The organism is Erythrobacter sp. AP23, from assembly GCF_001542855.1.
GTDB lineage: Bacteria > Pseudomonadota > Alphaproteobacteria > Sphingomonadales > Sphingomonadaceae > Qipengyuania.
Genome location: NZ_LNBY01000016.1, coordinates 94,523 through 120,457 on the forward strand (window position 1 = coordinate 94,523; position 25,935 = coordinate 120,457).

The window sequence follows — 25,935 nt, forward strand, 5'->3', positions numbered from 1 at the left end:
TACGCACCCATGGTGACGCTCAAGATCGATGGCGAGAGCGTTACCGCACCTACTGGCACCTCGATACTCGAGGCTGCGCGGGCTGCGGGCATTGCGGTCCCGACGATCTGCTGGGACCCGCGCATCGAACCGATCGGCTCGTGCCGGCTGTGCCTGGTCGAAATCCAAGGCTATGACGAGCTCGTCACCGCCTGCCAGACCGAGGCCAAAGAGGGCATGTGGGTGACGACGCACAATGCCGAGCTCGACGCGTATCGCCGCACCGAGCTTGGCTGGTATGCCGAACACGCATCAGCCGAAGACCTCATCGCGCATCCCGACAAGGAGCTCCACCGCCTGATGGCGCGCTTCGGCATCGAGTCGGCTGGATGCGCGAGTCCTGCCAAGGCGATCGATGCTTCGATGCCGCAGATCCGTGTCGACATGGCCAAATGCATCGATTGCCTGCGCTGCGTGCAGATCTGCGAGGAGGTCCAGGGCGCCTCGGTCTGGCACGAGGTCGGGCGCGGCGACGAATCCCGGATCGTGCCCAAACATGGCGACTTGCTGAGCGAAGGCGCCTGTGTCGCCTGTGGCGCGTGCACCGACACTTGTCCCACCACTGCACTGACCGATGCCGGAGCCATGCCGGCCGACAGCTGGACGCGCACCACGTGCCCTTATTGCGGGGTCGGGTGTGAGCTCGATATCGGTGTTGCAGGCGACCGTATCGTGGCAGCGAGGCCTGCCCGCGATGCGCCGGTGAACAAGGGGCATGCTTGCTCCAAGGGCCGCTATGCTTTCGGCTTTACGCATAGCGGCGACCGCCAGACCCAGCCGCTTGTGCGCAAAGGCCGCGCATGGGAGCCCGCCAGCTGGGACGAGGCGCTCGATCATTGCGCCGCGCAGTTGGCGGAGGTCATCGGAAGGCATGGACCGGATGCAATTGGCGTACTCGCCTCCTCGCGCTCGACCAATGAGGACAGCTACGTCGCGCAGAAATTCGCCCGCCTCGCGATCGGGACCAACAATATCGATTGCTGCGCGCGCGTGTGCCACACGCCGACGGCAGCTGCGATGAAGGCGATCCTGGGCGCTGGCGCTGCGACCAACAGCTTCGACGATATCGAGCGCGCCTCGACCATCCTCGTGGCAGGTGCCAACCCGAGCGAGTGCCACCCGGTGGTGGGCGCGCGGATCCGCCGCCATGTGGTCGCAAACGGGGCAAAGCTGATCGTGCTCGATCCGCGGGCGCAGGCGCTTTCCGAGATTGCCAGTGTCCATCTCGCCTTGAAGCCCGGGACCGACATCCCGCTGATCAATGCGATGGCCCACCACATCATCGCCTCGGACCTCGCGGACAAGGATTTCATCGCCGCGAGGCTCGACGAATTCGACGCCTTCGCCGCGCATGTCGCCCAGTTTCCGCCCGATCGCGTTGCCGACATCTGCGAGCTCGACGCCGCCGATATTCGGCGTGCAGCCGAAATCTATGCCGGCGGCGGACCGGCCTACGCAGCCCACGGGCTTGGCCTCACCGAACATGTCCAGGGAACCGAGGCGGTGATGGCGCTGGTCAACCTCGCGCTCGTCACCGGCAATGTCGGCGGGCCGGGCCGGGGCGTGAACCCGCTGCGCGGGCAGAACAACGTCCAGGGCACGGCGCATATGGGCTGCGATCCGGGTATCCTTACCGGCGCGGTCGCGCTCGAGGAAGCGAGAGGCGATTTCGAGCGCGCCTGGGGCGCCGAGCTGCCGAAAACGCCCGGGCGTCACCTGATGAAGATGATCGATGCGGCTGCTGCCGGCGAGCTCAAGGCGCTGGTCGTCATCGGTTACGACATCCTTGCAAGCCTCGCCGATGAGCACGAGACCGCAAAGGCGCTGGCAAAGCTCGACTGCGTGATCGTGATCGACCTGTTCATGACCCGGACGGCACATGAGTACGGTCATGTTCTGCTGCCCGCCGCCTCAAGCTTCGAGAAGGAGGGGACCTTCATGAATGCCGAGCGACGCATCCAGCGCGTGCGCAAGGCGACACAAGCGCCGGGGGCAGCGCGTGCCGATTGGGACATTCTCTGCGCTCTTGCTCGCCGGATGGGCTGCGAAACCGGCTTCGATTTTCCCGATCCGCAAGCGATCTGGGACGAAATCCGCGCGGTCTGGCCGGCAGCGGGCGGGATCACCTATTCGCGTCTCGAGGCAGGCGGTATCCAGTGGCCGTGCCGCGGCGAGAGCGATCCCGGGACCGAAGTCCTCCATGCAAGCGAGTTCGGCCATGGCCCGCGTGCGCGGTTGCGCCCGATCCACTACCATCCCACGACCGAGCGCACCGATGCCGATTATCCGTTCCTGATGAGCACCGGGCGCAATCTCTACCAGTTCAATGTCGCGACCATGTCGGGGCGCTCTGCCAATGCGCTCATGCGTCCGACCGACACACTTGACCTCGCGCCTGCGGACGCCGCGCGGCTTGCGCTGACAGATGGCGAACTCGCGCAGGTAGAGAGCCGCTATGGTAGTGCGATCCTGCCGGTCGCGATCGACGAGCGGGTGGTCGAGGGCCGCGCCTTTGCGACCTTTCATGACACCGAACGCGCCATCAATCGGGTGACCGGCCCGCATCGCGACCGCATGGTCGGCGCGCCCGAATACAAGGTCACTGCCGTGCGCATCAGGCCCGTTTGAATGGCAACGCTTCGCCCTCCCGATCTCGCGAAAGCGGACCGCGCGACGGCCTGCGTGGTCATTGCCGGCGGAGAGGGGCGGCGGATGGGTGGGAATAAGCCGTTCCGGCTGTTCGCCGGCAAGACCCTGCTGGCGCGCGCGCTGCGCCAGGCGGCGAGTTTCTCCAACCTTGTGGCAGTTGCCATGCGCGACACGCTAGACCTCGGCGATATTCCTGTCATCCTGGACCCGCCCGACATGGCCGGCCCCTTGGCGGGCCTCGCGACAGGACTCGATTTCGCGCGCAGAGGGGAGCGTGAATGGCTGCTCACCATTCCCTGCGACATGCCCTTCCTTCCCGCAGATCTGCTTGTGAAGCTGGCAAACGCACTCGATGGCCAGGCTGTGGCATTGGCCGCCAGCGGGTGGAGGACCCATCCGGTCTGCGCGCTCTGGCATACAAGCGCTTGCGAAGCGCTCCCCGGCTTTTGCGAAAGGTCCGATCGCTCGTTGCATGGCTTCGCCGAGCATGTGGGTTTCGCCACCGCCAGATGGGGCAACGCGCCTGATCCGTTCTTCAACGTCAACTGTTCGGAGGACCTGGCGGCAGCAGCGCGTATGCTCATGCAGCGTCGTGTTCGGGAAAAGTGGGTTGCCTGATTTCCGTGTGCTTCTGCGATAGCCCTCGCCAGGCAGATCGTAATTCGGCTGGCGAGGGCCAGTTCGAGCTTCGGTAAACCGCCGATCTGGCGTGCAGGGCGCCCCCGGCACCTTCCCGCCGTTGCGATGATGCCGTCGTTTGTGGGGATTGCTGACGTACTGATGGGGGAGGGATCGAGAACGATTTCAATTCATCGAGTCGTGACTTGAATATTCTCCCGGCTCCACACGGTTCATCGCCGAGCAGGATCAGTGGGGCCCATGTCATTCGCTTGTCAGTACGCGGTGCCTCTACGGGTACTCGCGGCCGCGGCAACGGGATCCGCGGCGGTCGCTTTCGCAATGAGATCTTGCGCTTCGGCGATTCCATCTGCCTCGGTCAAATCGCCGCTCTTGATTTCGTTGGCGATGGTCAGCAGACGGCCGCTGATGACGGTTCCGGTCTGCGCCTCCTCGGCGATCACGATGCCGCCATTTGATTCCGCCACCTCGCCCCACTTGGCGCGAACGGCGCGCCAGTAGCCCTCGGTGGCAGCCCAGTATTCGTCGGCGGCTTCGACGTTGTAGTCTCCGAACCTGTCGTATGTGTTGAGGACGTATTCCTGAACTACCGGCTTGAGGTCATCTTCACCGTCGGGATCGGGCATCATCTTGGTATTGTCCTGCCAGTGGATCCAACCTGTGGGTGTCAGCTGGTGGCGATTGATCGCGGCATAGCGATCGTAAACGGGATCGCGTACCGCATCGCGGCGCGCAAGCGGGCGCCAGGTCCAATTGGAGCGCCATCGACGAATTCCCTGGCTGTCCTGCCATTCACCCCAGCCAGCGTAACGTGGACTGTCATCGACCTGATAGACCGTCTGCGACCAGCGCCCGTTGCGCAGGCGCTCGGGCATCTCCATCCATTTCCACCTATCGGGGCCGGCATAGGCGAGGATCTTCTCGGGCTCGTATTCCCAATCCTGCCGCCAGTGCTTAACGACGAATTCCTCACCTTCCGCGCCGACGACCAGCAGGTGCTGGAGTACGATCTTGGTGCCGGTATCCTCGATCACGCGGACCGATTCATACCCGCCGGAAATCTTGCGATCGAGCGGCTCGTAGCCTTCCAACCATGGCGTCGATTCCTGCATGTCGAAGCGCACCTTGTAGTCGCCCGCCATACCGAGGATGGTCTCGCGATCGCGTTCGAAATGCGCGCGCTCGACTGCTTCGCCACGATCCTTGATCGGGCCGTCGGCAACGGCCGGTGTGGCAATAAGCGCAGTGGCGAGAAGTGCGGACCGAAGAAGTGATTTTGCAATGTTCATGAGAGTCCTCCCTTAAAACTGGAAACTGAGCGATATGCTCGCATTGCGGCCGGGGCGGGTGTAGGCATCGGCCTGCGCGCTGGCGGTGGCCGGATCGATGATCGCAGCCGTTGCGGACAATCCCCTGACATCCTGCCAGTAGGCATATTTCTCGTTCGAGATATTGAAGATGCCGGCGCGCAGTCTGAGCGCGTCGGTGATGGCGAAGAAGGCGGTCGCATCCAGCTTCATGAAGGCGTCCGGGCGGAAGCAATCGCTTGCACAGGCACCGGTCGTTTCTTCCAATTCCTTGCGCGCATGATGCGTCACGATCAGCTCGCCGCCGAACCGCCTTGCCGGATCGCGGTAGCCGATGCCGGCGACCAGGTTGAGCGGATCGATCGTGTCGAGCGGGCGCGGCGCTTGCCCGGGCGTCAAGATATCCCCATCGGCATGGGCGATCGCGAAACGGGCAAAGACGCCGCTATCGAAACGGAAGTTTGCTTTCGCTTCGATGCCGTCGATTTCGGCCGCATTAAAATTGACGAACTGGAACTGCGCCGGATCCCTGGGGGTGAATGAGCCGCCGACGACCTGCTGGCTGATGAAGCCCTGATAGTCCGCCTTGAAGGCTGCAATCTGGAGCGAGATTCGGTCCGAGGAGAAACGGATACCGCCTTCCCAACTCTCGCTTCGTTCGGGTCCGAGGTCCGGATTGGGAAGCGATGTATAGCCGAAGGCGAGATTCTCGAAGAAATTGTTGACCTGATAAGGTGTCGGCGCGCGGAACCCTTGCGCATAGTTGCCGAACAGACTGACCTCTTCGGTCATCTTTGCGGTAACGCCGATTTTGGGCGACAGGCGGCTGTCCTTCTGAGCGGCTCCAGCAAAGGTCGGCAGCAAGGGATCGTCGGTCGGGTCGAGATCGTAGAAGTCGTAACGCAGGGCAGGGAAGATCGTCAGCCTGCCACCGAACAGGGCGAACTCGCTGGCGAGGAAAACGCCACCCAGTGTGAAATCGGTCGCGGGAAATGCGCGCGTGGGAAACACTTCCCCGAAAGACGGCTCGGTCCCGTCGCGCAGGCCTTCTTGCCGCGTGAAGCTGAGGTCCCCCCCCAATGCCAAAGTCGCACGGAAGCTGTCATCGCCGAACACGCTTCGCACCTCGGCGGCAATGCCGTAGACTTCGTTTTCGAAGGTATTCAGGCGCTCGCGGTCGGGACGTGGCGCCGCGCCCAAAGGCGAACGGTCCTCATCTGTGAACTGCACATCTTCGCCGTCTTGATAGTAGACGCTGACATGCGCGTAATCGATCGCGCCTTCCCCCGTATAGGTCCAGTCGAGCGAGGCGCGACCGCGCTCGGTATTATCGAGCGCCGTCAGGTCGTCGACGATCCAGCTCGGGAAAGGTCCGAAGACAAAGGCCGGCCCCTGCCCCGATAGCACATCGGTAAACAGTTCCGTCTCGACATATTCGCCCGCTAGACGCACGCGGTGCGTGCCATCGTCCCAAACCAGCTTTCCGAGAACGGCGTTGGATTCGCCGTCCTGCGGATTTGGAAGTGTACGACCGATGCCGACACCGCCGACGCCGCCCTTGTTGTCGAGCTCCTGGAAATCGCGACGCGTGTAGGAGACCATCGCCGCAATATCGCCAAAGCGGTGCGCCAGGGCGACGGTCTCGGCGAATTCCTCATCGGCGCTGGAATAGGACGCCCTGACGAAGCCGCCAAAATTGTTGCCCGCATCGATAAGGTCGACTGGATCGCGTGTCGTAAAGCTGATCGCACCCGCAAGGCCGTCGCTACCGTACAACGCCGAGGCCGGACCGCGGAGAATTTCGACAGACTTGACCAGAGAGACATCGGTGTAGCCGCCCCGTCCCGCGTCCTGCGCACCGAAGGAGAAGCCCTGTGGACTACGGATACCATCGACCTGAATCAGCACGCGGTTTCCGCCGATACCGCGAACGACGAAATCTTCATTGCGGGCGCGGCCAGTAGAACCGAACGCTGCGCCAAACCGCGCAGGCGCCCGGCGCACCGAGACGCCGGGTTCATAACGAACCAGGTCCTTGATGTCGGTTACCAGCTCGTCCGCGATCTGCTCGGAATCGATCACGGTCACGGTGGCCGGCGCCGCTTCGACTTCGAGTGGAGTTCGGGTCGCGGTGACGACGATGGCGGCACCATCGCCCTGTGCTTCCGCAAGCTCGGCTTCGGTGGCGAAGGACGGGCTCGGAGCCAACAACCCAATGCCGAGCGCGCCGTACGACGCCATGGTGAAGAACCGTACGATCATGCAATCGACCCCCGAGTACCTACATTTGCTAATGCAACTGATTCGCAATAGCGATGCATTTAGCAGAAGTTCAGCAGGCCGCAAGCCCGGACGAGATAGATCCGCGCGCGCCACTTCGAATCGGCAGCGCTTGGGGTGGCGCACCCCACCGGGTTCTCCCCGCTGGCCAGGGTTTTTGCTTGACCCGACTGCTATCTGACTCGCGCCGTTCGATAAGCCAGGGCGCGACCGTCTGATCTCGAACCACCTTCCGAAAATCGTGTGTGCCCACTTCGTCAGACAGCGACTTGATGCGCTGCGCCTCGAACCTGCGATAGGCTCGAACCTGCGACAGGGACGTGCTGACTAACCTATTGTAGGGTCGCGTTCCGAATTTCCCGCTCTCGGAAGAAATCGGGCAAGATCGGACCGGCAGCGGAGCGATCGGACCTTGCCAGTCGACCGGCGCACGGCTGCACGCACCCGTATCGTCCCTTGCTATGTCGGTGCCATCGATGGATTCGATTGATCGCCTGCCCGCTTTGCCACAAGAACTGCGTACTCCGAACTGGGATGGCCTTGAATCCGATGGCTGAATTCGTCGTTACACTGATCGATGCGTGGTCTGCATGGGTGGGCCTTGCAGTATTGATCGGGCTGTTTGTTCTCTTCGCGACAGAGAGATTTGCACCGGTAACAATTGCGGTGGTCGGGGCGGCCGTCATGCTCGTGCTGGGTTATCTTCCGCGCAGCGAGATGGAGCTGGTGTTCGCCAATCCGGCGCCCATCACCATTGCGGCCATGTTCATCCTGACCGGCGCGCTGATCCGTACCGGCGTCGTCGAAGCGCTTGCCAGCATCGCCGCGCGGCGCACGGCGGGTCGGCCCCGCCTGTCCATCGCCGAATTGCTCGGCGGCACCTTCGTTTCTTCCTCGCTGGTCAACAACACGCCCGTCGTGATCATTCTTGTGCCGGTCGTGAAGAAGATCGCCAGCATCGCGGGCACAACCCCAAGCCGCCTGCTCATCCCGCTGTCCTATCTCTCCATTCTGGGGGGCACGCTAACACTCATCGGCACTTCGACGAATCTGCTGGTAGACGGCGTGGCCCAGCGCGCGGGCGAACCTGCATTCGGCATTTTCGAACTGACCGGGGTCGGGATCATCGCCGCGATCACCGGGACGGTCTTCCTCCTTATCGCCGGACGTTTCCTCCTTCCCGACCGCGAAGAAACCGAAGGTACCGGCGGTCGCCCGCTCGAGGAGCGTTACCTCACCGAACTGCTGGTAACCGAGGCATTCTCGGACCTCGGAAAATCGGGCGCGGAGATTGGGATCGCCAGGCGGTCGGGGGTCAGGCTCGTAGGGATCGAACGGTCCGGCCGGATCATCCGCAAGGATCTCGATAGCCAGATCGTCCAGATCGGCGACGTCCTGTTGCTTGCCGCAAATCAGGTCGAACTCCTTTCCCTAGCCGACCTGAACGACGACACGATCGGCCTTTCCCTTCGCGGACATTCGAGGGAGGGTGACACCCGGATTGTGGAAGCATCCATCTCGCCCAGCCACCCGGCGCTCGGTCGGAAACTCTCGGAAATTCCCTTTCTTGCAAAGACCAATGCGCGGATACTCGGCCTTTCGCGGGCTCGGCACCTGCCCGGCCCGAACCTGTCCAGTGTTCGCTTGCGTGCAGCCGACCATCTGCTGATCGAAGGCTCCCCAACCTGCGTCGCGGCGATCGAGAATAACGTCAATCTGATCAATATCTCGCAGCCCGAAAGCCGCCCATTTCGACGGTTTCGCGCGCCTGTCGCCATCGCCACGATGCTGGGCATCATCGCGCTCGCGTCGATCGGCGTTTGGACCATCGAACTGCTGGCCATTACGGGCGTGGCCATCGTCTTGCTGACGCGCTGCATCGATCCGGAGGAGGCGTGGCGCAGTATCGACGGTAACGTCATCGTGCTGATCTTCGGCATGCTCGCCGTGGGGGTCGGGCTGGAAGGCGCCGGAACGGTCGATCTGATCGTCGACGCGGCGCTTCCCTATCTGGCAACGCTGTCGCCGCTGCTGCTGCTGCTGGCGATCTACCTGCTGACCTCGATCCTGACCGAGGCGGTGACGAACAATGCGGTGGCCGTCATCATGACTCCCATCGTCCTCGCGCTGGCCAAGGATCTGGGGGTCGACCCGCGACCGCTGCTGTTCGCAGTCATGTTCGCCGCCTCGGCGAGCTTTGCTACGCCGGTCGGCTACCAGACCAACACCATCGTCTATGCGGCGGGCAATTACCGCTTCAGCGACTTCCTCAAAATCGGCGCGCCGATGAACATCGTTGTGGGTATCGCTACATGCTTGGCGATCGAATGGATGATCTGGCCCTGATGGCGCGGAGGACCTACTGTACGGCTTCAAAGGTATCGGCAAATTCCTGTCGGCGGTGGCCGAATATCGGAACGAGTAGGAGGCCATGGTCCAATAATCCCCATTCGTTTGAAACTCTTTGGGCGGTCCGACATTGTCTTCATGCGGACCGGGCCCCTCTGGCAAGCGTGTGCAAGCGCTTGTGATGTCGGACCGCATCGGACCGCCGCCTCGCTCGACTGGGGTCTTCTCCCCATCGCCCGGGCTTTTTATCGGTCGTCCGATCGACGAAGCCGCCGACTACGGAGACTTGAGATGAAGGCCCGCGTTTCGACACCGAAGCTACACACCCGTTATCCAGCCCCACTGCGCCGCGTGGTTGCCTGACCTATGTTCACTTCGGCAGCGGAAGCCCTGCGCGATTTCCTCAAACAGGAGAGCGCAGGCGGTATCGTCCTGATTGCAGCGGCCGCATTGGCGCTCGTTGCAGCCAACAGCATCGCGGCAGGTGCCTATTTCAACGGTTTGCAGGTTCCGGTGGTCTTGTCCGTCGGGGGCTTCGCGATCGACAAGCCGCTGCTCCTTTGGATCAACGACGGGTTGATGGCCGTGTTCTTCTTCCTCGTTGGGCTCGAAGTGAAACGCGAGGTCGTCGAGGGACAACTGTCCAACTGGAACAAGGCGTCGCTCCCGCTTTTCGCGGCGATCGGTGGCATGGCAGCCCCGGCGCTGGTCTTCCTTGCATTGAACGCAGGTTCGCCCGAGAATGTCGCCGGCTGGGCCATCCCCGCCGCCACCGATATCGCCTTCGCGCTCGGCATCCTCTCGCTGCTCGGCCCGCGCGTGCCGGTCGCGCTGAAGGCGCTGCTGCTGGCCATCGCGGTCATCGACGATATTGGCGCCATCACCATCATCGCCCTGTTCTATTCGGGTACGATCGATACCGGAATGCTTGCCGGCGGCGTGCTTGCCCTTGCCGGCCTGGTGGTCCTCAATCGTTTTCGTGTCGGGTCGAGCATACCCTATGTGATCCTGACGCTGGTGCTGTGGGTCTTCGTGCTCAAATCCGGCGTGCATGCGACGCTGGCGGGTGTGGCGGCGGCCATGACCATTCCCATGGTCGGACGCGACGGATCCGATCCGCTCGAACGCATGGAGCATGCCCTGCATCCATGGGTCGCGTTCCTCGTCATTCCGATCTTCGGCTTTGCCAATGCCGGCGTCAGCCTCACCGGCCTCGAGCCTGCCGACCTCCTCGCCCCGCTGCCGCTCGGCATCGCGCTGGGGCTCCTTATCGGAAAGCAGATCGGCATATTCGGTTTCGCCTATGCCGCGGTAAAGCTCAAACTCGCGAGCCTTCCCGAGAATGTCGGCTGGAGGCAGGTCCACGCGGTCTCGCTGCTGGCGGCGATCGGCTTCACTATGAGCCTGTTCATCGGCAATCTGGCTTTCGCCGATCCTTCGCAGGTCGATGCGGTGAAGCTCGGTGTGCTGTCGGGATCGCTAGTGGCGGCCCTGGCGGGATACTTCCTATTACGCGCCTCACTCCCGAAAGCATCGCCCGCATGACGATTATCCTGGCGTCCCTCGTCGGGGGACTCATTGCGCTTCTTGTCGGCGGAGAACTGCTCGTCCGCGGCGCGGTGGGACTTGCGGAAAGAGCCGGCGTTACTCCGCTCGTCATCGGCCTGGTAATCGTGGGTTTCGGGACCTCTATGCCGGAACTCGTGACCAGCGTGGAAGCGGCTCTGGCCGGGTCCCCGGCAATCGCCTGGGGCAATATCGTCGGATCGAATCTCGCCAATACGCTGCTGATCCTCGGTGCGGTCGCCCTGATGGCTCCCATCGCGATCAGGCAGGGCGCGGCCCTGCGCGACACCGGGGTGGCGTTGCTGGCGACGGTGATGCTCGTGTCGATCGCCGTCGCGGGCCTGCATGCTGCCTGGCTCGGCCTGGCGATGCTGGTCCTGCTCGCATGCTACATCGCCTATTGCTACCGCGAGGAACGCCAAGCCGCCCCCGAAATCCTGCACAATGCGCCCTATGATCGCGCCGCCGCGCTCGAAATGAGCGATAGTCGACTGCATGCACCAACGGCAAACTGGTTCAAGCCCGTCGGCATTACGCTTGCCGGGCTGGCCATCCTTGTGATCGGAGGGCGCTTCCTCGTCACCGGAGCCATCGATCTTGCGCGTCTGGCCGGTCTAAGCGAGACGCTGATCGGCCTGACCATCGTGGCGATCGGCACCTCTCTGCCGGAACTCGTGACCTCGCTTGTCGCGGCGCGCAAGGGCGAAACCGAAGTTGCATTCGGCAATGTCATCGGCTCGAACATCTACAACCTGCTGGGTATCGGGGGCGTCACCATGCTGGTCGCGCCCGAGGCAATCCCCAGGACCTTGCTACCTGTCGATCTGGGCATCATGGCTTTCTCGGCCATTGCGGTTTTCGGTGCCGTCTGGCTGGCCAAGGGAGTGGGGCGCTTGTTGGGTGGAACACTGGTGGCCGGCTACGGCTTGTTCCTGTTCGCGGCGGTCATCCAGGGCTAACGATCGAGCCGGTCGCTGGCTGCTCAGGCCTTTCGCAGCCGTTCGTACAGGATGCGCGTTTCCAGCAGATTGGAGATACGCAACGCGACCTCGATGACGTCGAAGGGCTTCGCCACGAAATCCTTCGCGCCCAGCGCCAGCGCCCGGCGGCGGGCCTGCAGCGTGGTGTCTGCGGTAAGCACAAGGACGGGCCGGAATTCCTCGGCCCGGTCGTAGCGCCCGAAGGCCTCGAGCAATTGGAATCCATCGACTTCCGGCATCATCAGATCGAGCAGCACCAGGTCGGGTTCGAAATCTATGTAGGTCTGGAGAGCGGATCCCGGATCGGTCAGGCATTCAATGTCGCTATAGCCCTCGCGCTCAAGCAGATTACGCAGGAGGAGGACGTTGGCCTGCTCATCGTCGATTGCCAGGATGCGGCGCGAAGTGATTTCGCTCGGGTCGATCAATTGCGCCGTCATGGCGTGTCCTCGAAGGCGGAGGGTTGCTCTTCGGCGGGCGTATCTCGCGCTTGATCGGGACGCAGGAGGCTGAACCAGAACCGCGATCCTTGATCTAGGGGCTCGAAGCCGATCCTCCCGCCCATCGATTCGACGAGGCTCTTGGATAGCGCAAGGCCAAGGCCCGTGCCCTCCACCCTCGCGCGGTCCTGCTGCCCGAGGCGGTCGAAGGGGGTGAAGAGCCGCTCCGCGACATCCACGGGGATTCCCGGGCCATCGTCTTCGACACGCACCTCTACATCGGTGTCGCGCAGGCGGCAGGCCAGGCGTACGAACGTGCCCTCGCGGTTGTATTTTGCCGCATTGCCGACGAGGTTGAGCAGGACCTGCATCACCCTTCTCCTGTCCGCCAGCACGGCTACCGAAGGTTCCGGCTGGGAAAGTTCGAAGGACAGGCCCGCGCTCGCAACGATGGGCGAGGCAAGCGCACGAATCTCGTCGAACAGTTCGTTGAGGTCGATCTCTTCGATCTTGAGGTCGGTTCCTCCGGCCTCGATGCTGGAGATGTCGAGCAAATCGTTGATGAGCGCGAGAAGATGGCGACCCGCTTTGGTGATCTGGCCGATGGCCTCGCGATGGCTCTTGCCGAATTTCTCCTCGTCGATCTCGAGCAATTGCCCGAAGCCGAGAATGGCATTGAGCGGCGTACGCAATTCATGGCTGGTGCGCGACAGGAATTCGCTCTTCGCGCGGCTTGCCGCCTCGGCTTCCTCGCGTGCCGTGCGAAGCGCGTTCTCCGAGCGTCGCCGTTCGGTCATGTCGCGGGTGACCTTGGCGAAGCCCTGCAGTTCGCCGTCCTCGTTGCGCAGGGCGGTGATGACGACATTGGCCCAGAAGCGCGATCCGTCCTTGCGGATCCGCCAGCCCTCGTCCTCGGCCGAGCCGCTTTTCCGCGCGCGTTCGAGCATTTGCGCGGGCAGGTACTCGCGAGTTTCCGGCGGATAAAAACTGCTGAAATGGCGGCCCAGAATATCCTCCGCTCGCCATCCCTTGATCCGTTCCGCACCCAGATTCCAGCTGGTCACGATACCCTTTGGATCGAGTGCGAAGATGCCGTAGTCGCGCACTCTCTCGATAACGAGGCGGAAGCGTTCCTCGCTGGCCCGCAGATCGTCCTCGCGTGCACGAAGCAGTGCGCTTGCCCGCACCAGGCGCTGGGCGAGGCGCCCGACTTCGTCGGCTTCTTCGGGCATTTCGGTGAGCCGTTCGCCTTTCGCCAGCGCTTGCGCGTCGCCCTCCAGTCTGCGGACCCGGCGCACGATGCCGGTCGAAAACAGATAGACCGCAGACAAGCTCCCCAGGAGACCGACGAGCGCGCTCACCGCAGTTAAGATTAGGAAACCGCGGCGCACGTCGTCCACCCTCGCGCGGCGCTCGTCGAGCACGACCGCCTCGCGTTGCTGGATGTCGTCGATCGAGCGCCGCAATTCGTCGAGCGCCAGCTTGTTGTCGGTCAGCGCCGGTTCGACCTCGCCCGAGGTGTCCATGCCGCCCTCGGCCAGCTCGACGATCTCCCGCAGGCCTTCGCGCTTGTCTCGCTCGATCAGGCGCAGGTCTTCGAAATGGCTGCGGACGATGGTGTCCTCGATAGCGGAATCGAGCCGAGCGATCGTCACCGGCACATCTTCCTGCGCCTTGCGGTAAGGTTCGAGGAACCGGTCTTCACCGGTCAACACATACCCGCGCACGCCAGCCGCCGCTTCGGCGAGCAGCGCGTGGACCTGGTATGTATCGCGTTGGATCGCGAAGGCGCGGCGCACATCGTCCTCAGCGCGCGTTTCGGCATTGCTGGCCAGGTAAAGCGACACCAGCGATCCAAGCAGCACGGCGAGGGGCAGGACGATGACGACCAGGCCCTTTACGGCCAGCGGACGGTCGGCCCAGAACCGGGCCAGGGCGGGGATTGGGGCGGTGCCCGCGCGCATGCCGTCAGGCCACCGCAGAGGCCATTTTGACGGCCAGGACGGCCGCCTGGGTCCGGTCCGCCACACCGAGCTTGCCAATGATGCGTTCGACGTGAACCTTGACCGTCGCCGGGCTGATCTCGAGCTCGCGCGCGATCTCCTTGTTGGTGAGGCCCTCCGCAACATGCGCCAGGACGTCCTGCTCGCGCGGCGTCAGGACACGGGCGGGGTCGCTCGCGCCATGCGGCATCGCGGTCTCCCGCATGGCGGCGCCCACCAGATCGAGCGGCAGCGCAGACTGTCCCGCCATGACCTGGTCTATTGCGGCTCGCAGATCGCCGATGGCGGTATCCTTCAGCACGTAGCCTGCAGCCCCTGCGGCAAGCGCTTCGCGGACATAGGCGGGCATTTCGTGGAGGGTGAGCATGATGACCTTGGCCGGCAGGCCCAGTGCGGCGATTTGCCGCGTCGCCTCCAGTCCGTCGATACCTTCGCCCAGCCGGACATCCATCAAGACGATATCGGGTGAGAGCGAGCGGGTCAGCCCGATCGCTTCCTCCCCGGTCGACGCCATCCCGGCAATTTCGATACCGTCGCCGGCCAGTACCGCCGCGAGCCCTTCACGCGCGAGCTGATGGTCATCCACGATCAGAATACGAACCTTGCCCATCGATCACAGCCCCCGTGGCAGCTTTGCTTCGACAATGACGCCGCCGGTTTCGACAACGCTCCAGTCGAGCGTTCCACCGATTGTCGACATGCGTTCCTTCATACCCTCGATGCCGACATGGTAACCCTCCTCGATCATCGGCGAACCGTCTTTGAAGTTCTTCGGGCCGCAGCCGCGATCCTCGATGCGTAGCGAAGGGCGCGCGATGCCGCTTGCCACTTTTGCCGAGATGGAAACCCGGCAAGCGCCTCCGGCGTGCTTGCGGATATTCGAAATCGCTTCCTGCGCGACGCGATACAATGCGGTTTCGACATGGGCCGGAAGACGACCCGCATCGGCATCGATCCTGCGCTCGACGGTATAGCCATCCTGCTCCATGCCATCCGCAAGTGCATTGAGCGCCGCAACGAAGCCGAGATCGTCGAGAATGGTTGGCCGCAATCCCGAAATGACTGCGCGCAACTCCCTTACCAGCCCTCTGGCAATATGCGTGAGCTCGCCCCGCTGCCCTTCGGCGATGCCATTAGCAGACGCATCGCCGGCGCCCTCCAGCATGCGGACCAGGGCCGTCGCCGTCTGCGCGACACCATCGTGAAGCTCGTAGGCCACCCTCCGACGTTCTTCTTCCTGGGCAGAGAATATGCGTCCGACGAGATGCTCGAGGCGGTGTTCGCGTTCCCTGAGGGCCGCAAGAAGGCGCGCCATCTTTGTTTCGCGCTCCACCCGGTCGATCGCATTGCCCATCATGTCTAGCAGCATCCTGCACGCGTCCCGGTCCTCTTGATCGGCAATGTCGTCGAGCGTGTCGAAACCCTCGACGAGTACCGTGCCCAGGACGAGATGCTCCTTGCCGGGGGCGCTGATGCGGAACCCGTTGCCCGCTTCTTGGCGGACGATCCTGCCCGAGCGGCTGCCGAGAAACAGGGCGAGCCTCGTCGCGCATTCTTTCAATGCCGTTTCGAGTTGGCCGGATTTGGCTTCCACCAGTTCCCGCCCGCTCGTCGACAGCAGGCGTAGCCGCGCCGCGCGCGCTTCTGCGGCACGGTAAAGCTCGCGCAGTTCCGCGATCGTCTCGACGTCGCTGGCGAGGGCAGGGAGGTCGTGCTGCATCGACGGCACTCTAAGGGTTCGCACACAAAAGGCATAGGCCATCCGGCCTAGGCCGGGAGGCCAGCCATCCGGCGGATTTGGGTAGGGAGGCGTCGACCTATCTCGGCCGGTGTCGATGGACGAGCCATCGCGATCAATTCAACGGGCGGCTCCGAAAGGGCGGCCTTTCAGGGACACCGAGCATGTCTAGGAACAGTTTATTAGTCGCCGCCGCCATACTCGCCTTGCCGATTGCAGCCCCCGCTGCGGCGCAGGAAGCGGGTTCGGTCCAAATCAAGGGCTTCGTCACCGGCGTCCTCCCCGATGGCGAGATCACGGAAGTGGAGACGGACCTGATCGGCCTGCCCGCCGGATCGCAGACCCGTGCGACGGATTCCTACGTCCCGACGGTCGCGATAGAGTATTTCGTCTCGCCGAACTTCTCGTTCGAGACGATCTGCTGCGTCACGCCGCATGACGTGCGCGGCACTGGCGGGCTTGCCGGTGCCGAGCTGATCGACGATGCGATCATCCTGCCTGCGTCTCTCACGGCGAAGTATCATTTCGACCTCGGTGGCGGACTGAAGCCATATGTCGGCGCCGGCCCGACCTATTTCCTGATCTTCAGCGAGGACGTGGGTGCCGACGCGGCGGCGCTCGGCGTAACCGACACCGACCTTTCCGACGAGCTCGGCTTCGTCGTCCAGGCCGGTTTCGATGTCCCGCTCAACGACCGGGGGCTTGGGCTCTCGCTCGATGCCAAGCGCTATTTCGTCGGAACGACCGCGACGTTTTCGGCCGGCAATACCGTGGCGCTGCAGACCGAACACGATCTCGACCCGTGGGTCGTAAGTGCCGGGCTCGCCTTCCGCTTCTGACCTTTCTGCCTATCGGCCCGCCACATGAGGTGCGCGGGCACTAATCCAGGAGAGCAAATATGAAAACGAATCTTCTTGCAGCCGCCGCAGCAGCCACCGTGGCCTTCGCCGTACCCGCCTCGGCCGGTGAGGCTGGCGCGCCGATCACGACCGAAGAGGTCGAGGCGGCACAGAAGGAATGGGGTGACGGCATCATCGCCATCAGCCGCGTGCATGCCGACGGCGGCGATTACACCGCCCGCGCCCGCGAACATCTCGACGATCTCTACAATTACGACCATGGCACGGTGCTCTTCAAGCCGACGCTGGCTGCCGAGGACCAGTTTCGCGGTACCTATGACGAGGCGTTGAGCTACTTCGTCACCGGTATGCGTGCAGAAGACAGCGGTTTCGCGATCAAGGGCTGGACCGACGTGCGCTTCGAGAATGAAGGCATTGTTACCGATGACGACAATGCCATGGCCATGGGCAACTATTACTTCACCGGTCCCGACGGTTCGGTGACCAAGGTCGAATACACCTTCGGCTATGTTCGCGACGAGGATGGCGATCTGCGCATTAACGTCCATCACAGCTCGATGCCCTTTTCTTCCTGATCCGTGCACCCAAGGATCGGCGGCCACGACGTTTGCCTTCGTGGCCGCCGATTTATTTCTTGAACATTGCCCGGCTATGCGCGGGATCGACCACCATTCTTGATCGAGAAGGAACAGCTGGACGTGAGACTGCTTTGGGGAATCGCTCTCTTCACGTGTGCCTCGGCAATCGCCTCGCCGGTGGCTGCCCAGGACGAGGCCTTCGAGTTCTGGCTCAACCCTTCGATCTCGACCGATCTCGACGGGGATACCGGCATCGAGCTCGAAACCGCGCAGCGCTTTCGCAGCAGCGACGACGGTCGGGTCGATGCCTATTTCGCGCGCCTGTGGCTCAAGCAGGCAATCTCCGACGAGGTCACGCTTGCCGGGGCCGTCGAACGCCGGATCAACGATGGCGGAAACGACGAACTGCGCGTGATGCAGCAATTGTCCGGCAGCCATGGCATTCTTCGTACACGCCTGAGATTGGAACAGCGTTTCGTCGACAACGCCGATCGCATGGGATTGAGGTTGCGCCCCAGACTCGGAGTATCGGTTCCGCTAGACGCCGCCGGTCGCTGGTCGGTCAAGGCGGATGCAGAACTGTTCTGGACCTTGCGCGGGAACAACCTTGGCAGCGACGAGGGCATCACCGGGTTGCGTAATCAGGTCGGCGTGTCTTACGACGTCAGCGACAATCTCTCGCTTGGCCTGATCTATCTGCGCCAGCAAGATTTCGAAGACAACGCGCCCGACGAAATCGGGCACGCTCCGCTCGTCTCGATAGAGATTTCTTTCTGACGCTACTTTTGGGCGACCGCATCGGCGGTCGGCAGCGCGAAATCCGGATGGCGTCAGGCTCCCTCCGACAGCCAACCGCCGCTGGCTTGTGCCTGCAGCGAATTCCGGCACGACACCCGAGTTCATCGGTGCCCTTTTAGGCTACGGTCGAAATGGCAGGAGAGTGCAATGCGCTCGCGCCGGAAGATGGCCGAAGCGCTTCAAGCTCGTGATCACTCGTCCCCCAGACGACTGAGAATGCCATCGGGATAGGCGCATTATGATTACGCGCCGACTGGCCGCGAGATGGTAGCGTACAAGGCCCGCTTCGGCCCCTGCACGGCAGAAATCTGGCGTGCGCCCTATCCGATCCCGGCTAGCGGTCGCCAAGCGTGCCGGTCTCGGCAGGATCGGCCGGCCAGTCCGTCTCCTCCTCGCCGCGGGTCTTCCACAGCGAGTAGAGCACGCCGGCGGCAATCAGTGCACCGGTGACACCCAGGCTGATCCAGGCCGGGAATTTCGCGCCGGACAGCACGAAATCGGTCACGAAGATTTTGCTGCCGATGAAGACGAGCACCGCTGCCAATGCGTACTTGAGGTAGTGGAAACGGTGGACCATCGCAGCAAGTGCGAAATAGAGCGCGCGAAGCCCAAGGATCGCGAAGATGTTGGAGGTATAGACGATAAAGGTATCGGTCGTGATCGCGAAGATCGCGGGTACGCTGTCGAGCGCAAAGACGAGGTCGGCGAGATTGATCACGACCAACGCCAGCAGCAATGGTGTGGCCGCGCGGACCATGCGCCCGGTCTTTTCGTCGCGCACCTTGACGAGGAACTTTTGACCATGGAGCTCGGGCGTCACGCGCATGTGGCGGCTGATCCACTGCACCGCCGGATTGCTGCCCACATCCATCGGCTCGTCCCCGGCGAAAAACATCTTGATGCCGGTGAAAACCAGGAAGGCGGCGAAAATATAGAGGACCCAATAGGCCTCGGCCAGCAACGCGGCGCCGCCCGCGATCATCAGGCCGCGCAGCACGATCACTGCCATGATTCCCCATAGCAGCGCGCGATACTGGTATTTCGGCGGGATGGCGAAATAGGTGAAGATCAGGCTTATCACGAAGACATTGTCGATCGACAGCGCCTTTTCGATGAAGAACCCCGTGAAATATTCGATTCCTGCGGTTTCGCCGCGCTGGAACCACACCCAGGCGCCGAAAAGCAGCGCCACGCCGATGTAGAAGGCCGACAGCTTGAGGCTTTCGCCAATCCCGAGCGCACGATCCTCCTTGTGGAGAACGCCGAGATCGAACGCGGTCAGGACGATGACGATGGTCAGGAATGCGGCCCAGAACCAGATCGGAGTGCCGAGCCAGTCGGCGAACAAGAATTCAAGCATTGGCGGGGATACTATCGAAAGTTGAGTGGGTACGCGGCGCTTTGGCGAGGACCGACATGCCGATCATCGCCGAGGCCAGCGAACCAGATAGCACACCCATCTTGACCGCGTCGACCTGTTCCGGATCGACGAAGGCCAGGCCGCCGATGAACAGGCTCATTGTGAAACCGATCCCGGCGAGACAGGAAAGGCCGTAGACGTGGCGCCAGGTCACCCCCGGAGGCATCGTCGCAAGGCCCGACCTGACCGCGATCCAGCAGGCGCCGAAAATGCCGGCCTGCTTGCCGACGACGAGACCAGCCGCAATGCCGAGCGAAAGCGGCGCGAGCAGTGCTTCGAGTCCGGCGCTGGCGAAGGATACACCGGCATTGGCGAAGGCGAAGATCGGCAAAATCAGGAACGCGACCCAAGCGTGCAACGCGTGCTCGAGCCGTTCGAGCGGGCGCTCGTCACCTGTGGCGATCGGCACGAACATCGCCGTCAACACCCCGGCCAGCGTTGCATGAACGCCCGATTTGAGGACGCAAATCCACAGGAATGCGCCCAGTAGGAAATAGGGGATGGTTCGCGCGATACCCATGCGGTTGAGCAGCAGCATGCCCGCTGCCGGTACCATCGCCAAGCCGAGCGCGGCCACATTCATGTCTTCGGTATAAAACAGAGCAATGATCGCGATCGCACCGATATCGTCGATGATCGCAATCGCCAGCAGCAGTGCCTTGAGCGCCACCGGCACGCGGCTGCCCAGCAATGCGAGAAGGCCGAGCGCAAAGGCGATGTCGGTTGCAGCGGGAATTGCCCAACCGCGAATATTCTCTGGCGATCCCGCATTAATCGCGACGAATACCAGCGCGGGCACAGCCATTCCGCCGATGGCAGCGTAGACCGGGAGCGCGGCTTGTTTCCAATTGCGCAGTGCTCCGGTGACGATCTCGCGTTTTACTTCCAGTCCGATCAGGAAGAAGAACAACGCCATCAATCCGTCGTTGATCCACAAAAGCAATGGCTTGTCGATCGCGATCAGATCGCCTGCGGTGAAGTTCACTGGCGTAGCGAGGAAGCTCTTGTAATCGTCCAGGAGGGATGAATTGGCGATCGCCAGCGCGATGGCAGCCGCCACGATCAAGATGATGCCGCCGGCACTTTCGCTGGCGATGAAGGCGCGCAGGCGCTCTGCGGGACTTGGCTTGGTCATGGGAAAAGGGGGCGACGACCGGAGGGGGAGGGTTGGGGATGGGGGTTCCGGCCGCCGCCCGATGGGTCAGCCTGCGAGGCCGCGCCCATAATAATGCCGCTGGAGGGCGACGATCTTGTCCTTGAGACGAAGGCGCAGCCGTTTCATTGCTTTCAGATCCTCGCGCGCGAGCGCCGATTTGGAGGTGTCGATGAGGCGATTGAGATTTCGATGCTCGCGCATCAGCTTGCGCAGATAGGGTTTCATGATCTTCTCGTCGGGGGACTTGCGGGTCATGTGCTCTCCATCATTCGTCGAAGACAATATGTCGGACGCCGCCTCGATAATCTAATTCGAATCTCATGCCTCAATCGATAAGTTATGCTAATCGGGCGTCATGCCCAGCCTGAGACAATTCGAAATCTTCGTGCGGCTTGCCGACACCGGCAACATGGGGGAGGCCGCTGCCGGGCTCGGCTTGACGCAGCCTGCGCTGAGCCAGCAACTGCGCTCGTTGGAGGAAACCTTGGGGCTGCGCCTGTTCGAGCGTGTACCCAAGGGCATGCAACTGACACCGGCCGGGCGCGACCTCGTTGCCGGGGCGCGCAGCGTGATCGCGGCTGCGCGCGATTTTCGCGATGCCGCCGATCATATCGCGGCCCGGCCCGCCGGATCGATCCGCTTCGGCGTCACGCCCACCATGGGCCCCTATCTGCTGCCCGGCGTGATCAAGGTGCTGCACGAACGTTATCCCGACTTGCGCCTGTTCATGCGCGAAGGCATCCCATCCATACAGCATGCCGAACTCGAGGCCGGCGAACTGGACATGGTCCTTTCTCCCCTTCCGGTCGTCGGGCGCGGCTTGCGGGTCGAGCCCCTGTTCCGCGAGCCGTTGCGGATCGTCGCTCCCCCCGATGATCCGCTACACGACAGTGGCAATCTCACGAGGGAGAATTTCCACGGGCGTACCTTTCTCACGCTCGATCATCGCCATCACTATCATCGTCAGCTTCTGGAGATCTGCGACCAGCTCGGCGCATCGGTTCTGTCGGATTACGAAGGAACCAGCCTCGATGCGCTCCAGCAGATGGTCGGGTCAGGCGTGGGCCTGGCGATCCTCCCCGAATTGTACATCCGATCCGACGCCGGCGGGCTGGACGTCGTGCGGATTGCCGAACCGGAAGGCTGGACCGAATATCGCAGTCTCGCCGCAGCCTGGCGTCCGACGGCGGCCTATGCCGACCTCTACGCCGAAGTGTCCCAAATTATCGCCGACGAGGCGCGCAAACGGGCGAACTTGCAAACGGCTTAGAAGTGCCGGCCAGCGCCGATGCCCGCCCGCCGTCCTCCAATTCGATTGACTTCCACCGATGCGCCGCACACGCAGACCGTCAATGGCGACGGCTGGACCAGACCTGGTGCTCATCGGGGGCGGGCATGCGCATCTCGGAGTGCTGGCGGACTGGGTGCGCAATGGACGCCCCGGCGGGCGCACACTGCTCCTCTCGCCGCATCGCCACGCGCGCTATTCGGGCATGATCCCGGGCACCGCCGCGGGTGAATACGCACTCGACGACGGATTGATCGATCTTGCTGCGCTGGCCCGACTTGCCGGGGCCGAACTGGTGCTGGACCGCTGCGCGGCCATCGATCCAGACCAACGGATCATCACGGCCAAGACCGGGCGGCAGATCCCCTATGACCTCTGTTCGATCGATACCGGGGGCGTGGGCCAAGCGCGAGTTATCCTCGGCGACGACCCGCGGATTCTCGACGTGCGCCCGATCGGCGACTTCCTTGTTCGGCTAGACCAGCGGATCGATGGCGCTTCCGGAAAGGGAAGCCATGTCGTTGCCGTCGGGGGCGGGGCGGGCGGCGTCGAACTCGCATTCGCACTGCACCGCCGCTTCGAGAGCATCGACGCCCGCGTTACTCTGGTCGCTGGCGAGCCAGGCCTCTTGCCTGGTTTCTCGCGCCTGGCACAGGGACTGGCCAGACGCGCAATGGCACGCAAGGGCATCGAATTAATCGAAGAGGATGCCCGGTTCGAAGAGGGCCGATTCATGGTGGGGGACCAGTCGATCGAACCGATCGATTTGGTTGTCGCCTCGCTCGGCGGCGGCGCGCCCGAATGGCCCGGCGCCAGCGGCATCGCGGTAACCGAAGATGGCTTCATTGCGGTCGACCGGCATCAGCGGTCGCTGTCGCATCCCCATATTTTCGCCGCGGGAGATGTCGCGCAGCGGCAGGACATTACCGTTCCGCGATCGGGCGTCCATGCCGTCCATACCGGCCCGGTACTGGCCTCCAATCTGCGGCGAACGATCGTCGGTAAGGACGGGCTCCAAAGTTACAGGCCGCGCCCGGCCAGCCTCTATCTCATCTCGACTGCCGACGGAATGGCGATCGCCAGCTATGGCCCGTTCGCCGCACACGGGCGTTGGGCGGGACGGCTCAAAGGCTGGATCGACACCCGTTGGGTCGCGTCTTTCGCCAAGCTGGCGCACACGGTGTAACCGACGGCGCAGCGACCGCGAACAGCCAAGCTACGGAAGGACCCCATGAAGAAGATCCTCATTATCCTGGCTCTTGCTGCGCTGATCGCGGCCTACTTTTTCTTCGGTCTCGGAGATTATCTGACGGTCGAAGGGATCAAGCAGGTCGCGGGCGAAGTCGGCGGCTATTACCGGCGCAATCCGGTGCAGGTCATTGCGCTGTTCTTCCTCGCCTACGTCGCGGTTACGGCAGCCTCTTTGCCGGGCGCAGCAGTGATGACACTGGCCGCGGGCGCGCTGTTCGGCGTGTTGGTCGGGACGATCGTGGTCTCCTTCGCCTCGACGCTGGGCGCCACGCTGGCTTTCCTCGCTTCGCGCTATGTGCTGCGCGACAGCATCGAGGCGCGCTTCGGCGAGCGGTTGAAAGCCGTAAATCAGGGGCTGGAGCGGGATGGGGCCTTCTACCTCTTCACCATTCGCATGATCCCGCTGTTCCCCTTTTTCGTAGTGAATCTGGTGATGGGTCTTACGCGGATCCGGGCGTGGACCTATGCCTGGGTTAGCCAGGTCGGCATGCTGCTCGGCACGATCGTCTATGTGAATGCGGGAACCCAGCTTGCGCGGATCGACAGCCTGGCCGGGATCGCTTCGCCCGCCGTGCTCGCTTCCTTCGCGCTGTTGGGCATCGCGCCCTGGTTCGCCAAGGCGATCATCGCCTGGATCAAGAGGCGGAAAGTCTATGCGGGCTTCGACAAACCCAAGAGCTTCGACCGCAATCTGGTCGTGATCGGCGCCGGTTCGGCGGGCCTCGTCTCCTCGCTCATCGCGGCCACGGTGAAGGCCAGGGTCACGTTGGTGGAAGCGCACAAGATGGGCGGCGACTGCCTCAATACCGGCTGTGTGCCGTCGAAGGCGCTGATCAAGAGCGCCAAGGTGGCCGAGCAGATGCGGCATGCCGACCGTTACGGGTTGGAGGCGGCCGAGCCCGAGGTGCCCTTCGGCAAGACCATCGAGCGCGTCATGGGCGCAATCAAGGCGATCAAGCCGCATGACAGTGTCGAGCGCTACGAAGGGCTCGGGGTCGACGTGGTCGAGGGCTATGCCAAGGTGATCGACCCGTGGACGGTCGAGATCGCCCGCAACGATGGGACAACGCAGCGTTTGACCACCCGCGCGATCGTGATTGCCGCAGGGGCCGAACCGTTCATTCCGCCAATCGAGGGGCTGGAAGGCAGCGGCTATCTCACCAGCGACACCATGTGGGATGCCTTTGCCAAGATGGAGCAGGCGCCCACGCGTGTCGCTGTGCTTGGGGGCGGGCCGATCGGTTGCGAACTCTCGCAGGCGCTGGCCCGGCTGGGATCGCGCGTGACGCAGGTCGAATTGGAAGACCGCGTGCTGGGGCGCGAGGATATCGAGGTCTCGGCGCTGGCGCAGGCATCGCTCGAGGCTTCGGGCGTGAGGGTGCTTACCGGGCACCGCGCCGTGCGGGTGGAGCAGGGGCAGCTTGTTGCCGATCACAAGGGCGCGGACGTGGCGATCCCTTTCGACACGCTGATCGTCGCCGTGGGCCGCGCGGCGCGGCTGAAGGGCTACGGGCTCGAGGATATCGGCATCGACACCGACAAGACGGTGGTGACCGACGAGTTTCTCGCCACCAAATTCCCCAATATCTACGCAGCGGGCGACGTGGCCGGTCCGTTCCAGTTCACCCACACCGCCAGCCACCAGGCCTGGTTCGCCAGCGTCAATGCGCTGTTCGGCCAGTTCAAGCGGTTCAAGGCGGATTACCGCGTGATTCCCGCCGTGACCTTCCTCGACCCCGAGGTGGCGCGTGTCGGGATCAACGAGAGCGAGGCGAAAGAGCAGGGGATCGATTACGAGGTCACCCGCTACGACCTCGACGATCTCGACCGGGCGATTGCCGAAAGCGAGACCAAAGGGTTCGTCAAAGTGCTCACCCCGCCCGGCAAGGACACGATCCTGGGCGCGACCATCGTCGGCGCGCATGCAGGAGAACTTCTGGCCGAATACGTGCTGGCGATGAAGCACAAGCTCGGCCTCAACAAGATCCTCGGCACGATCCATTCCTATCCGACCATGGCCGAAGCCAACAAGTTCGCCGCCGGCGAGTGGAAGAAGAAGCACAAGCCCGAAGGCTTGCTCAACCTCGTCGAGAAATACCACGCCTGGCGCCGCGGATAGCAGCGCGCGCGGGTCAATGGAGATTACCCATGCTTGCCAGGATTTCCCTTCTCATCATGCGTGTCGGCACCGGCATGCTGCTCGTCCTGTGGGGCTGCGTCCGGCTGCTGGGTGACGGCATGGGCACCAAGCTGGCCGAAAAATACTACGGCGGTGTCGGTGCGGCCAATTCCTTCCAGCTCGCCTTCGCGACCGTAGAAGTGGTGATCGGTGTGCTGGTCGTGCTGGGCCTCTTCCGCCGCTACTCGCTGATTGGCTCGGCGATCATTCTCGTCGGCGGCGCCTTTCCGATCTGGCGCCATTTCCTCGACCCGTTCGGGCGCTACCTCTTTGCCAATCCCGAAGATGCGAACCTGCTGTTCTTCCCTTCGATCACCGTGGCTGGCGCGGCGCTTGCGCTGATCGCTTTTCGCGAACATGACACGCTGGCGCTGGACAGCCTGTCGAAGCGCAAGGACTAACCGGTCGGCGGGGG

The 25,935-nt window shown here is 63.1% G+C and carries 21 protein-coding genes; 12 read left to right on the forward strand and 9 right to left on the reverse strand.

Annotated elements, in window-relative coordinates; genetic code table 11:
* Nucleotides 1–9: 9 nt before the first annotated feature.
* Nucleotides 10–2,667 carry a formate dehydrogenase subunit alpha gene (gene fdhF, locus ASS64_RS09625; protein WP_067693415.1) on the forward strand — a complete coding sequence of 886 codons (2,658 nt, stop codon included), beginning with the start codon at nt 10–12 and terminating at the stop codon, nt 2,665–2,667.
* Complete coding sequence (locus ASS64_RS09630; RefSeq protein WP_067693417.1) at nt 2,668–3,306, forward strand: molybdenum cofactor guanylyltransferase; 639 nt, start codon at nt 2,668–2,670, stop codon at nt 3,304–3,306. It abuts the gene before it with no gap.
* Nucleotides 3,307–3,581: 275 nt separating this feature from the next.
* Here ASS64_RS09630 and ASS64_RS09635 read toward each other — a convergent pair whose 3' ends face one another.
* Nucleotides 3,582–4,616 carry a DUF6607 family protein gene (locus ASS64_RS09635; protein ID WP_067693420.1) on the reverse strand — a complete coding sequence of 345 codons (1,035 nt, stop codon included), beginning with the start codon at nt 4,614–4,616 and terminating at the stop codon, nt 3,582–3,584.
* Between the two features lie 12 nt (nt 4,617–4,628).
* On the reverse strand, nt 4,629–6,896 hold the full coding sequence (locus tag ASS64_RS09640; RefSeq protein ID WP_067693423.1) for a TonB-dependent hemoglobin/transferrin/lactoferrin family receptor: 2,268 nt from the start codon (nt 6,894–6,896) through the stop codon (nt 4,629–4,631).
* Between the two features lie 567 nt (nt 6,897–7,463).
* On the opposite strand from ASS64_RS09640, the gene ASS64_RS09645 reads away from it, so the two are divergent.
* The 3 genes from ASS64_RS09645 to ASS64_RS09655 all read left to right on the forward strand — a co-directional run bounded on the left by ASS64_RS09645 (nt 7,464) and on the right by ASS64_RS09655 (nt 11,788).
* A complete protein-coding gene (locus ASS64_RS09645) occupies nt 7,464–9,260 on the forward strand; it encodes an SLC13 family permease (RefSeq protein WP_067693610.1) in 1,797 nt (598 codons plus the stop codon).
* Nucleotides 9,261–9,629: 369 nt separating this feature from the next.
* A complete protein-coding gene (gene nhaA, locus ASS64_RS09650) occupies nt 9,630–10,808 on the forward strand; it encodes a Na+/H+ antiporter NhaA (protein WP_067693426.1) in 1,179 nt (392 codons plus the stop codon).
* Nucleotides 10,805–11,788 carry a calcium/sodium antiporter gene (locus ASS64_RS09655; protein ID WP_067693429.1) on the forward strand — a complete coding sequence of 328 codons (984 nt, stop codon included), beginning with the start codon at nt 10,805–10,807 and terminating at the stop codon, nt 11,786–11,788. Before nhaA (ASS64_RS09650) ends, ASS64_RS09655 begins: the two co-directional genes overlap by 4 nt.
* 23 nt (nt 11,789–11,811) lie before the next feature.
* Here the strand turns inward: ASS64_RS09655 and ASS64_RS09660 are convergent, their stop codons facing one another.
* Genes ASS64_RS09660 through ASS64_RS09675 form a run of 4 tightly spaced genes read right to left on the reverse strand, consistent with a single transcriptional unit; the run spans nt 11,812 to nt 15,972 of the window.
* Nucleotides 11,812–12,249, reverse strand: coding sequence for a response regulator (locus ASS64_RS09660; protein ID WP_067693432.1), 438 nt, complete (start codon nt 12,247–12,249; stop codon nt 11,812–11,814).
* Nucleotides 12,246–14,213, reverse strand: coding sequence for an ATP-binding protein (locus ASS64_RS09665; protein WP_083508282.1), 1,968 nt, complete (start codon nt 14,211–14,213; stop codon nt 12,246–12,248). Before ASS64_RS09665 ends, ASS64_RS09660 begins: the two co-directional genes overlap by 4 nt.
* 4 nt (nt 14,214–14,217) lie before the next feature.
* Nucleotides 14,218–14,862, reverse strand: a complete 645-nt coding sequence (locus tag ASS64_RS09670) for a response regulator transcription factor (protein WP_067693435.1) — start codon at nt 14,860–14,862, stop codon at nt 14,218–14,220.
* A 3-nt stretch (nt 14,863–14,865) separates the two neighbouring features.
* Entirely contained in the window at nt 14,866–15,972 is a 1,107-nt protein-coding gene (locus ASS64_RS09675) for a sensor histidine kinase (RefSeq protein WP_067693438.1), read from the reverse strand.
* Between the two features lie 182 nt (nt 15,973–16,154).
* Here ASS64_RS09675 and ASS64_RS09680 point away from each other — a divergent pair, with 182 nt between their 5' ends.
* From ASS64_RS09680 to ASS64_RS09690, 3 genes are all read left to right on the forward strand, one after another.
* Complete coding sequence (locus tag ASS64_RS09680) at nt 16,155–16,829, forward strand: OmpW family protein (protein ID WP_067693441.1); 675 nt, start codon at nt 16,155–16,157, stop codon at nt 16,827–16,829.
* A gap of 59 nt (nt 16,830–16,888) precedes the next feature.
* Nucleotides 16,889–17,425: a phosphoribosyl-AMP cyclohydrolase gene (locus tag ASS64_RS09685; protein WP_067693443.1), complete on the forward strand. Its 537-nt coding sequence runs from the start codon at nt 16,889–16,891 to the stop codon at nt 17,423–17,425.
* Nucleotides 17,426–17,548: 123 nt separating this feature from the next.
* Nucleotides 17,549–18,205, forward strand: a complete 657-nt coding sequence (locus tag ASS64_RS09690) for a DUF2490 domain-containing protein (protein ID WP_234002371.1) — start codon at nt 17,549–17,551, stop codon at nt 18,203–18,205.
* Nucleotides 18,206–18,560: 355 nt separating this feature from the next.
* On the opposite strand, the gene ASS64_RS09695 is transcribed toward ASS64_RS09690, so the two are convergent.
* The 3 genes from ASS64_RS09695 to ASS64_RS09705 all read right to left on the reverse strand — a co-directional run bounded on the left by ASS64_RS09695 (nt 18,561) and on the right by ASS64_RS09705 (nt 21,057).
* Complete coding sequence (locus tag ASS64_RS09695) at nt 18,561–19,586, reverse strand: TerC family protein (RefSeq protein WP_067693446.1); 1,026 nt, start codon at nt 19,584–19,586, stop codon at nt 18,561–18,563.
* Nucleotides 19,579–20,781 (reverse strand): Na+/H+ antiporter NhaA, encoded by a 1,203-nt coding sequence (gene nhaA / locus ASS64_RS09700; RefSeq protein WP_067693449.1) that lies wholly within the window; start codon nt 20,779–20,781, stop codon nt 19,579–19,581. Before nhaA (ASS64_RS09700) ends, ASS64_RS09695 begins: the two co-directional genes overlap by 8 nt.
* 66 nt (nt 20,782–20,847) lie before the next feature.
* A complete protein-coding gene (locus ASS64_RS09705) occupies nt 20,848–21,057 on the reverse strand; it encodes a YdcH family protein (protein ID WP_067693452.1) in 210 nt (69 codons plus the stop codon).
* A gap of 100 nt (nt 21,058–21,157) precedes the next feature.
* Here ASS64_RS09705 and ASS64_RS09710 point away from each other — a divergent pair, with 100 nt between their 5' ends.
* The 4 genes from ASS64_RS09710 (at nt 21,158) to ASS64_RS09725 (ending at nt 25,921) form a co-directional block, all read left to right on the forward strand.
* A complete protein-coding gene (locus tag ASS64_RS09710) occupies nt 21,158–22,072 on the forward strand; it encodes a hydrogen peroxide-inducible genes activator (RefSeq protein WP_067693455.1) in 915 nt (304 codons plus the stop codon).
* Between the two features lie 82 nt (nt 22,073–22,154).
* The gene (locus ASS64_RS09715) at nt 22,155–23,276 is read left to right on the forward strand and encodes an FAD-dependent oxidoreductase (protein ID WP_083508283.1); all 1,122 of its coding nucleotides are present in this window, start codon (nt 22,155–22,157) and stop codon (nt 23,274–23,276) included.
* Between the two features lie 45 nt (nt 23,277–23,321).
* The gene (locus ASS64_RS09720) at nt 23,322–25,460 is read left to right on the forward strand and encodes an FAD-dependent oxidoreductase (RefSeq protein WP_067693462.1); all 2,139 of its coding nucleotides are present in this window, start codon (nt 23,322–23,324) and stop codon (nt 25,458–25,460) included.
* Between the two features lie 29 nt (nt 25,461–25,489).
* Entirely contained in the window at nt 25,490–25,921 is a 432-nt protein-coding gene (locus tag ASS64_RS09725) for a DoxX family membrane protein (protein WP_157075147.1), read from the forward strand.
* The last annotated feature ends 14 nt before the right edge of the window (nt 25,922–25,935 follow it).

What these genes read in the sequence shown, in the direction of transcription:
- nhaA (WP_067693449.1), bottom strand. Translation starts at nt 20,781, where the DNA reads ATGACCAAGCCAAGTCCCGCAGAGCGCCTGCGCGCCTTCATCGCCAGC.
- nhaA (WP_067693426.1), top strand. Translation starts at nt 9,630, where the DNA reads ATGTTCACTTCGGCAGCGGAAGCCCTGCGCGATTTCCTCAAACAGGAG.
- ASS64_RS09665 (WP_083508282.1), bottom strand. Translation starts at nt 14,213, where the DNA reads ATGCGCGCGGGCACCGCCCCAATCCCCGCCCTGGCCCGGTTCTGGGCC.
- ASS64_RS09705 (WP_067693452.1), bottom strand. Translation starts at nt 21,057, where the DNA reads ATGACCCGCAAGTCCCCCGACGAGAAGATCATGAAACCCTATCTGCGC.
- ASS64_RS09645 (WP_067693610.1), top strand. Translation starts at nt 7,464, where the DNA reads ATGGCTGAATTCGTCGTTACACTGATCGATGCGTGGTCTGCATGGGTG.
- ASS64_RS09680 (WP_067693441.1), top strand. Translation starts at nt 16,155, where the DNA reads ATGTCTAGGAACAGTTTATTAGTCGCCGCCGCCATACTCGCCTTGCCG.
- ASS64_RS09685 (WP_067693443.1), top strand. Translation starts at nt 16,889, where the DNA reads ATGAAAACGAATCTTCTTGCAGCCGCCGCAGCAGCCACCGTGGCCTTC.
- ASS64_RS09655 (WP_067693429.1), top strand. Translation starts at nt 10,805, where the DNA reads ATGACGATTATCCTGGCGTCCCTCGTCGGGGGACTCATTGCGCTTCTT.
- ASS64_RS09715 (WP_083508283.1), top strand. Translation starts at nt 22,155, where the DNA reads ATGGCGACGGCTGGACCAGACCTGGTGCTCATCGGGGGCGGGCATGCG.
- ASS64_RS09670 (WP_067693435.1), bottom strand. Translation starts at nt 14,862, where the DNA reads ATGGGCAAGGTTCGTATTCTGATCGTGGATGACCATCAGCTCGCGCGT.
- ASS64_RS09675 (WP_067693438.1), bottom strand. Translation starts at nt 15,972, where the DNA reads ATGCAGCACGACCTCCCTGCCCTCGCCAGCGACGTCGAGACGATCGCG.
- ASS64_RS09640 (WP_067693423.1), bottom strand. Translation starts at nt 6,896, where the DNA reads ATGATCGTACGGTTCTTCACCATGGCGTCGTACGGCGCGCTCGGCATT.
- ASS64_RS09725 (WP_157075147.1), top strand. Translation starts at nt 25,490, where the DNA reads ATGCTTGCCAGGATTTCCCTTCTCATCATGCGTGTCGGCACCGGCATG.
- ASS64_RS09660 (WP_067693432.1), bottom strand. Translation starts at nt 12,249, where the DNA reads ATGACGGCGCAATTGATCGACCCGAGCGAAATCACTTCGCGCCGCATC.
- ASS64_RS09720 (WP_067693462.1), top strand. Translation starts at nt 23,322, where the DNA reads ATGAAGAAGATCCTCATTATCCTGGCTCTTGCTGCGCTGATCGCGGCC.
- ASS64_RS09710 (WP_067693455.1), top strand. Translation starts at nt 21,158, where the DNA reads ATGCCCAGCCTGAGACAATTCGAAATCTTCGTGCGGCTTGCCGACACC.
- ASS64_RS09695 (WP_067693446.1), bottom strand. Translation starts at nt 19,586, where the DNA reads ATGCTTGAATTCTTGTTCGCCGACTGGCTCGGCACTCCGATCTGGTTC.
- fdhF (WP_067693415.1), top strand. Translation starts at nt 10, where the DNA reads ATGGTGACGCTCAAGATCGATGGCGAGAGCGTTACCGCACCTACTGGC.
- ASS64_RS09630 (WP_067693417.1), top strand. Translation starts at nt 2,668, where the DNA reads ATGGCAACGCTTCGCCCTCCCGATCTCGCGAAAGCGGACCGCGCGACG.
- ASS64_RS09635 (WP_067693420.1), bottom strand. Translation starts at nt 4,616, where the DNA reads ATGAACATTGCAAAATCACTTCTTCGGTCCGCACTTCTCGCCACTGCG.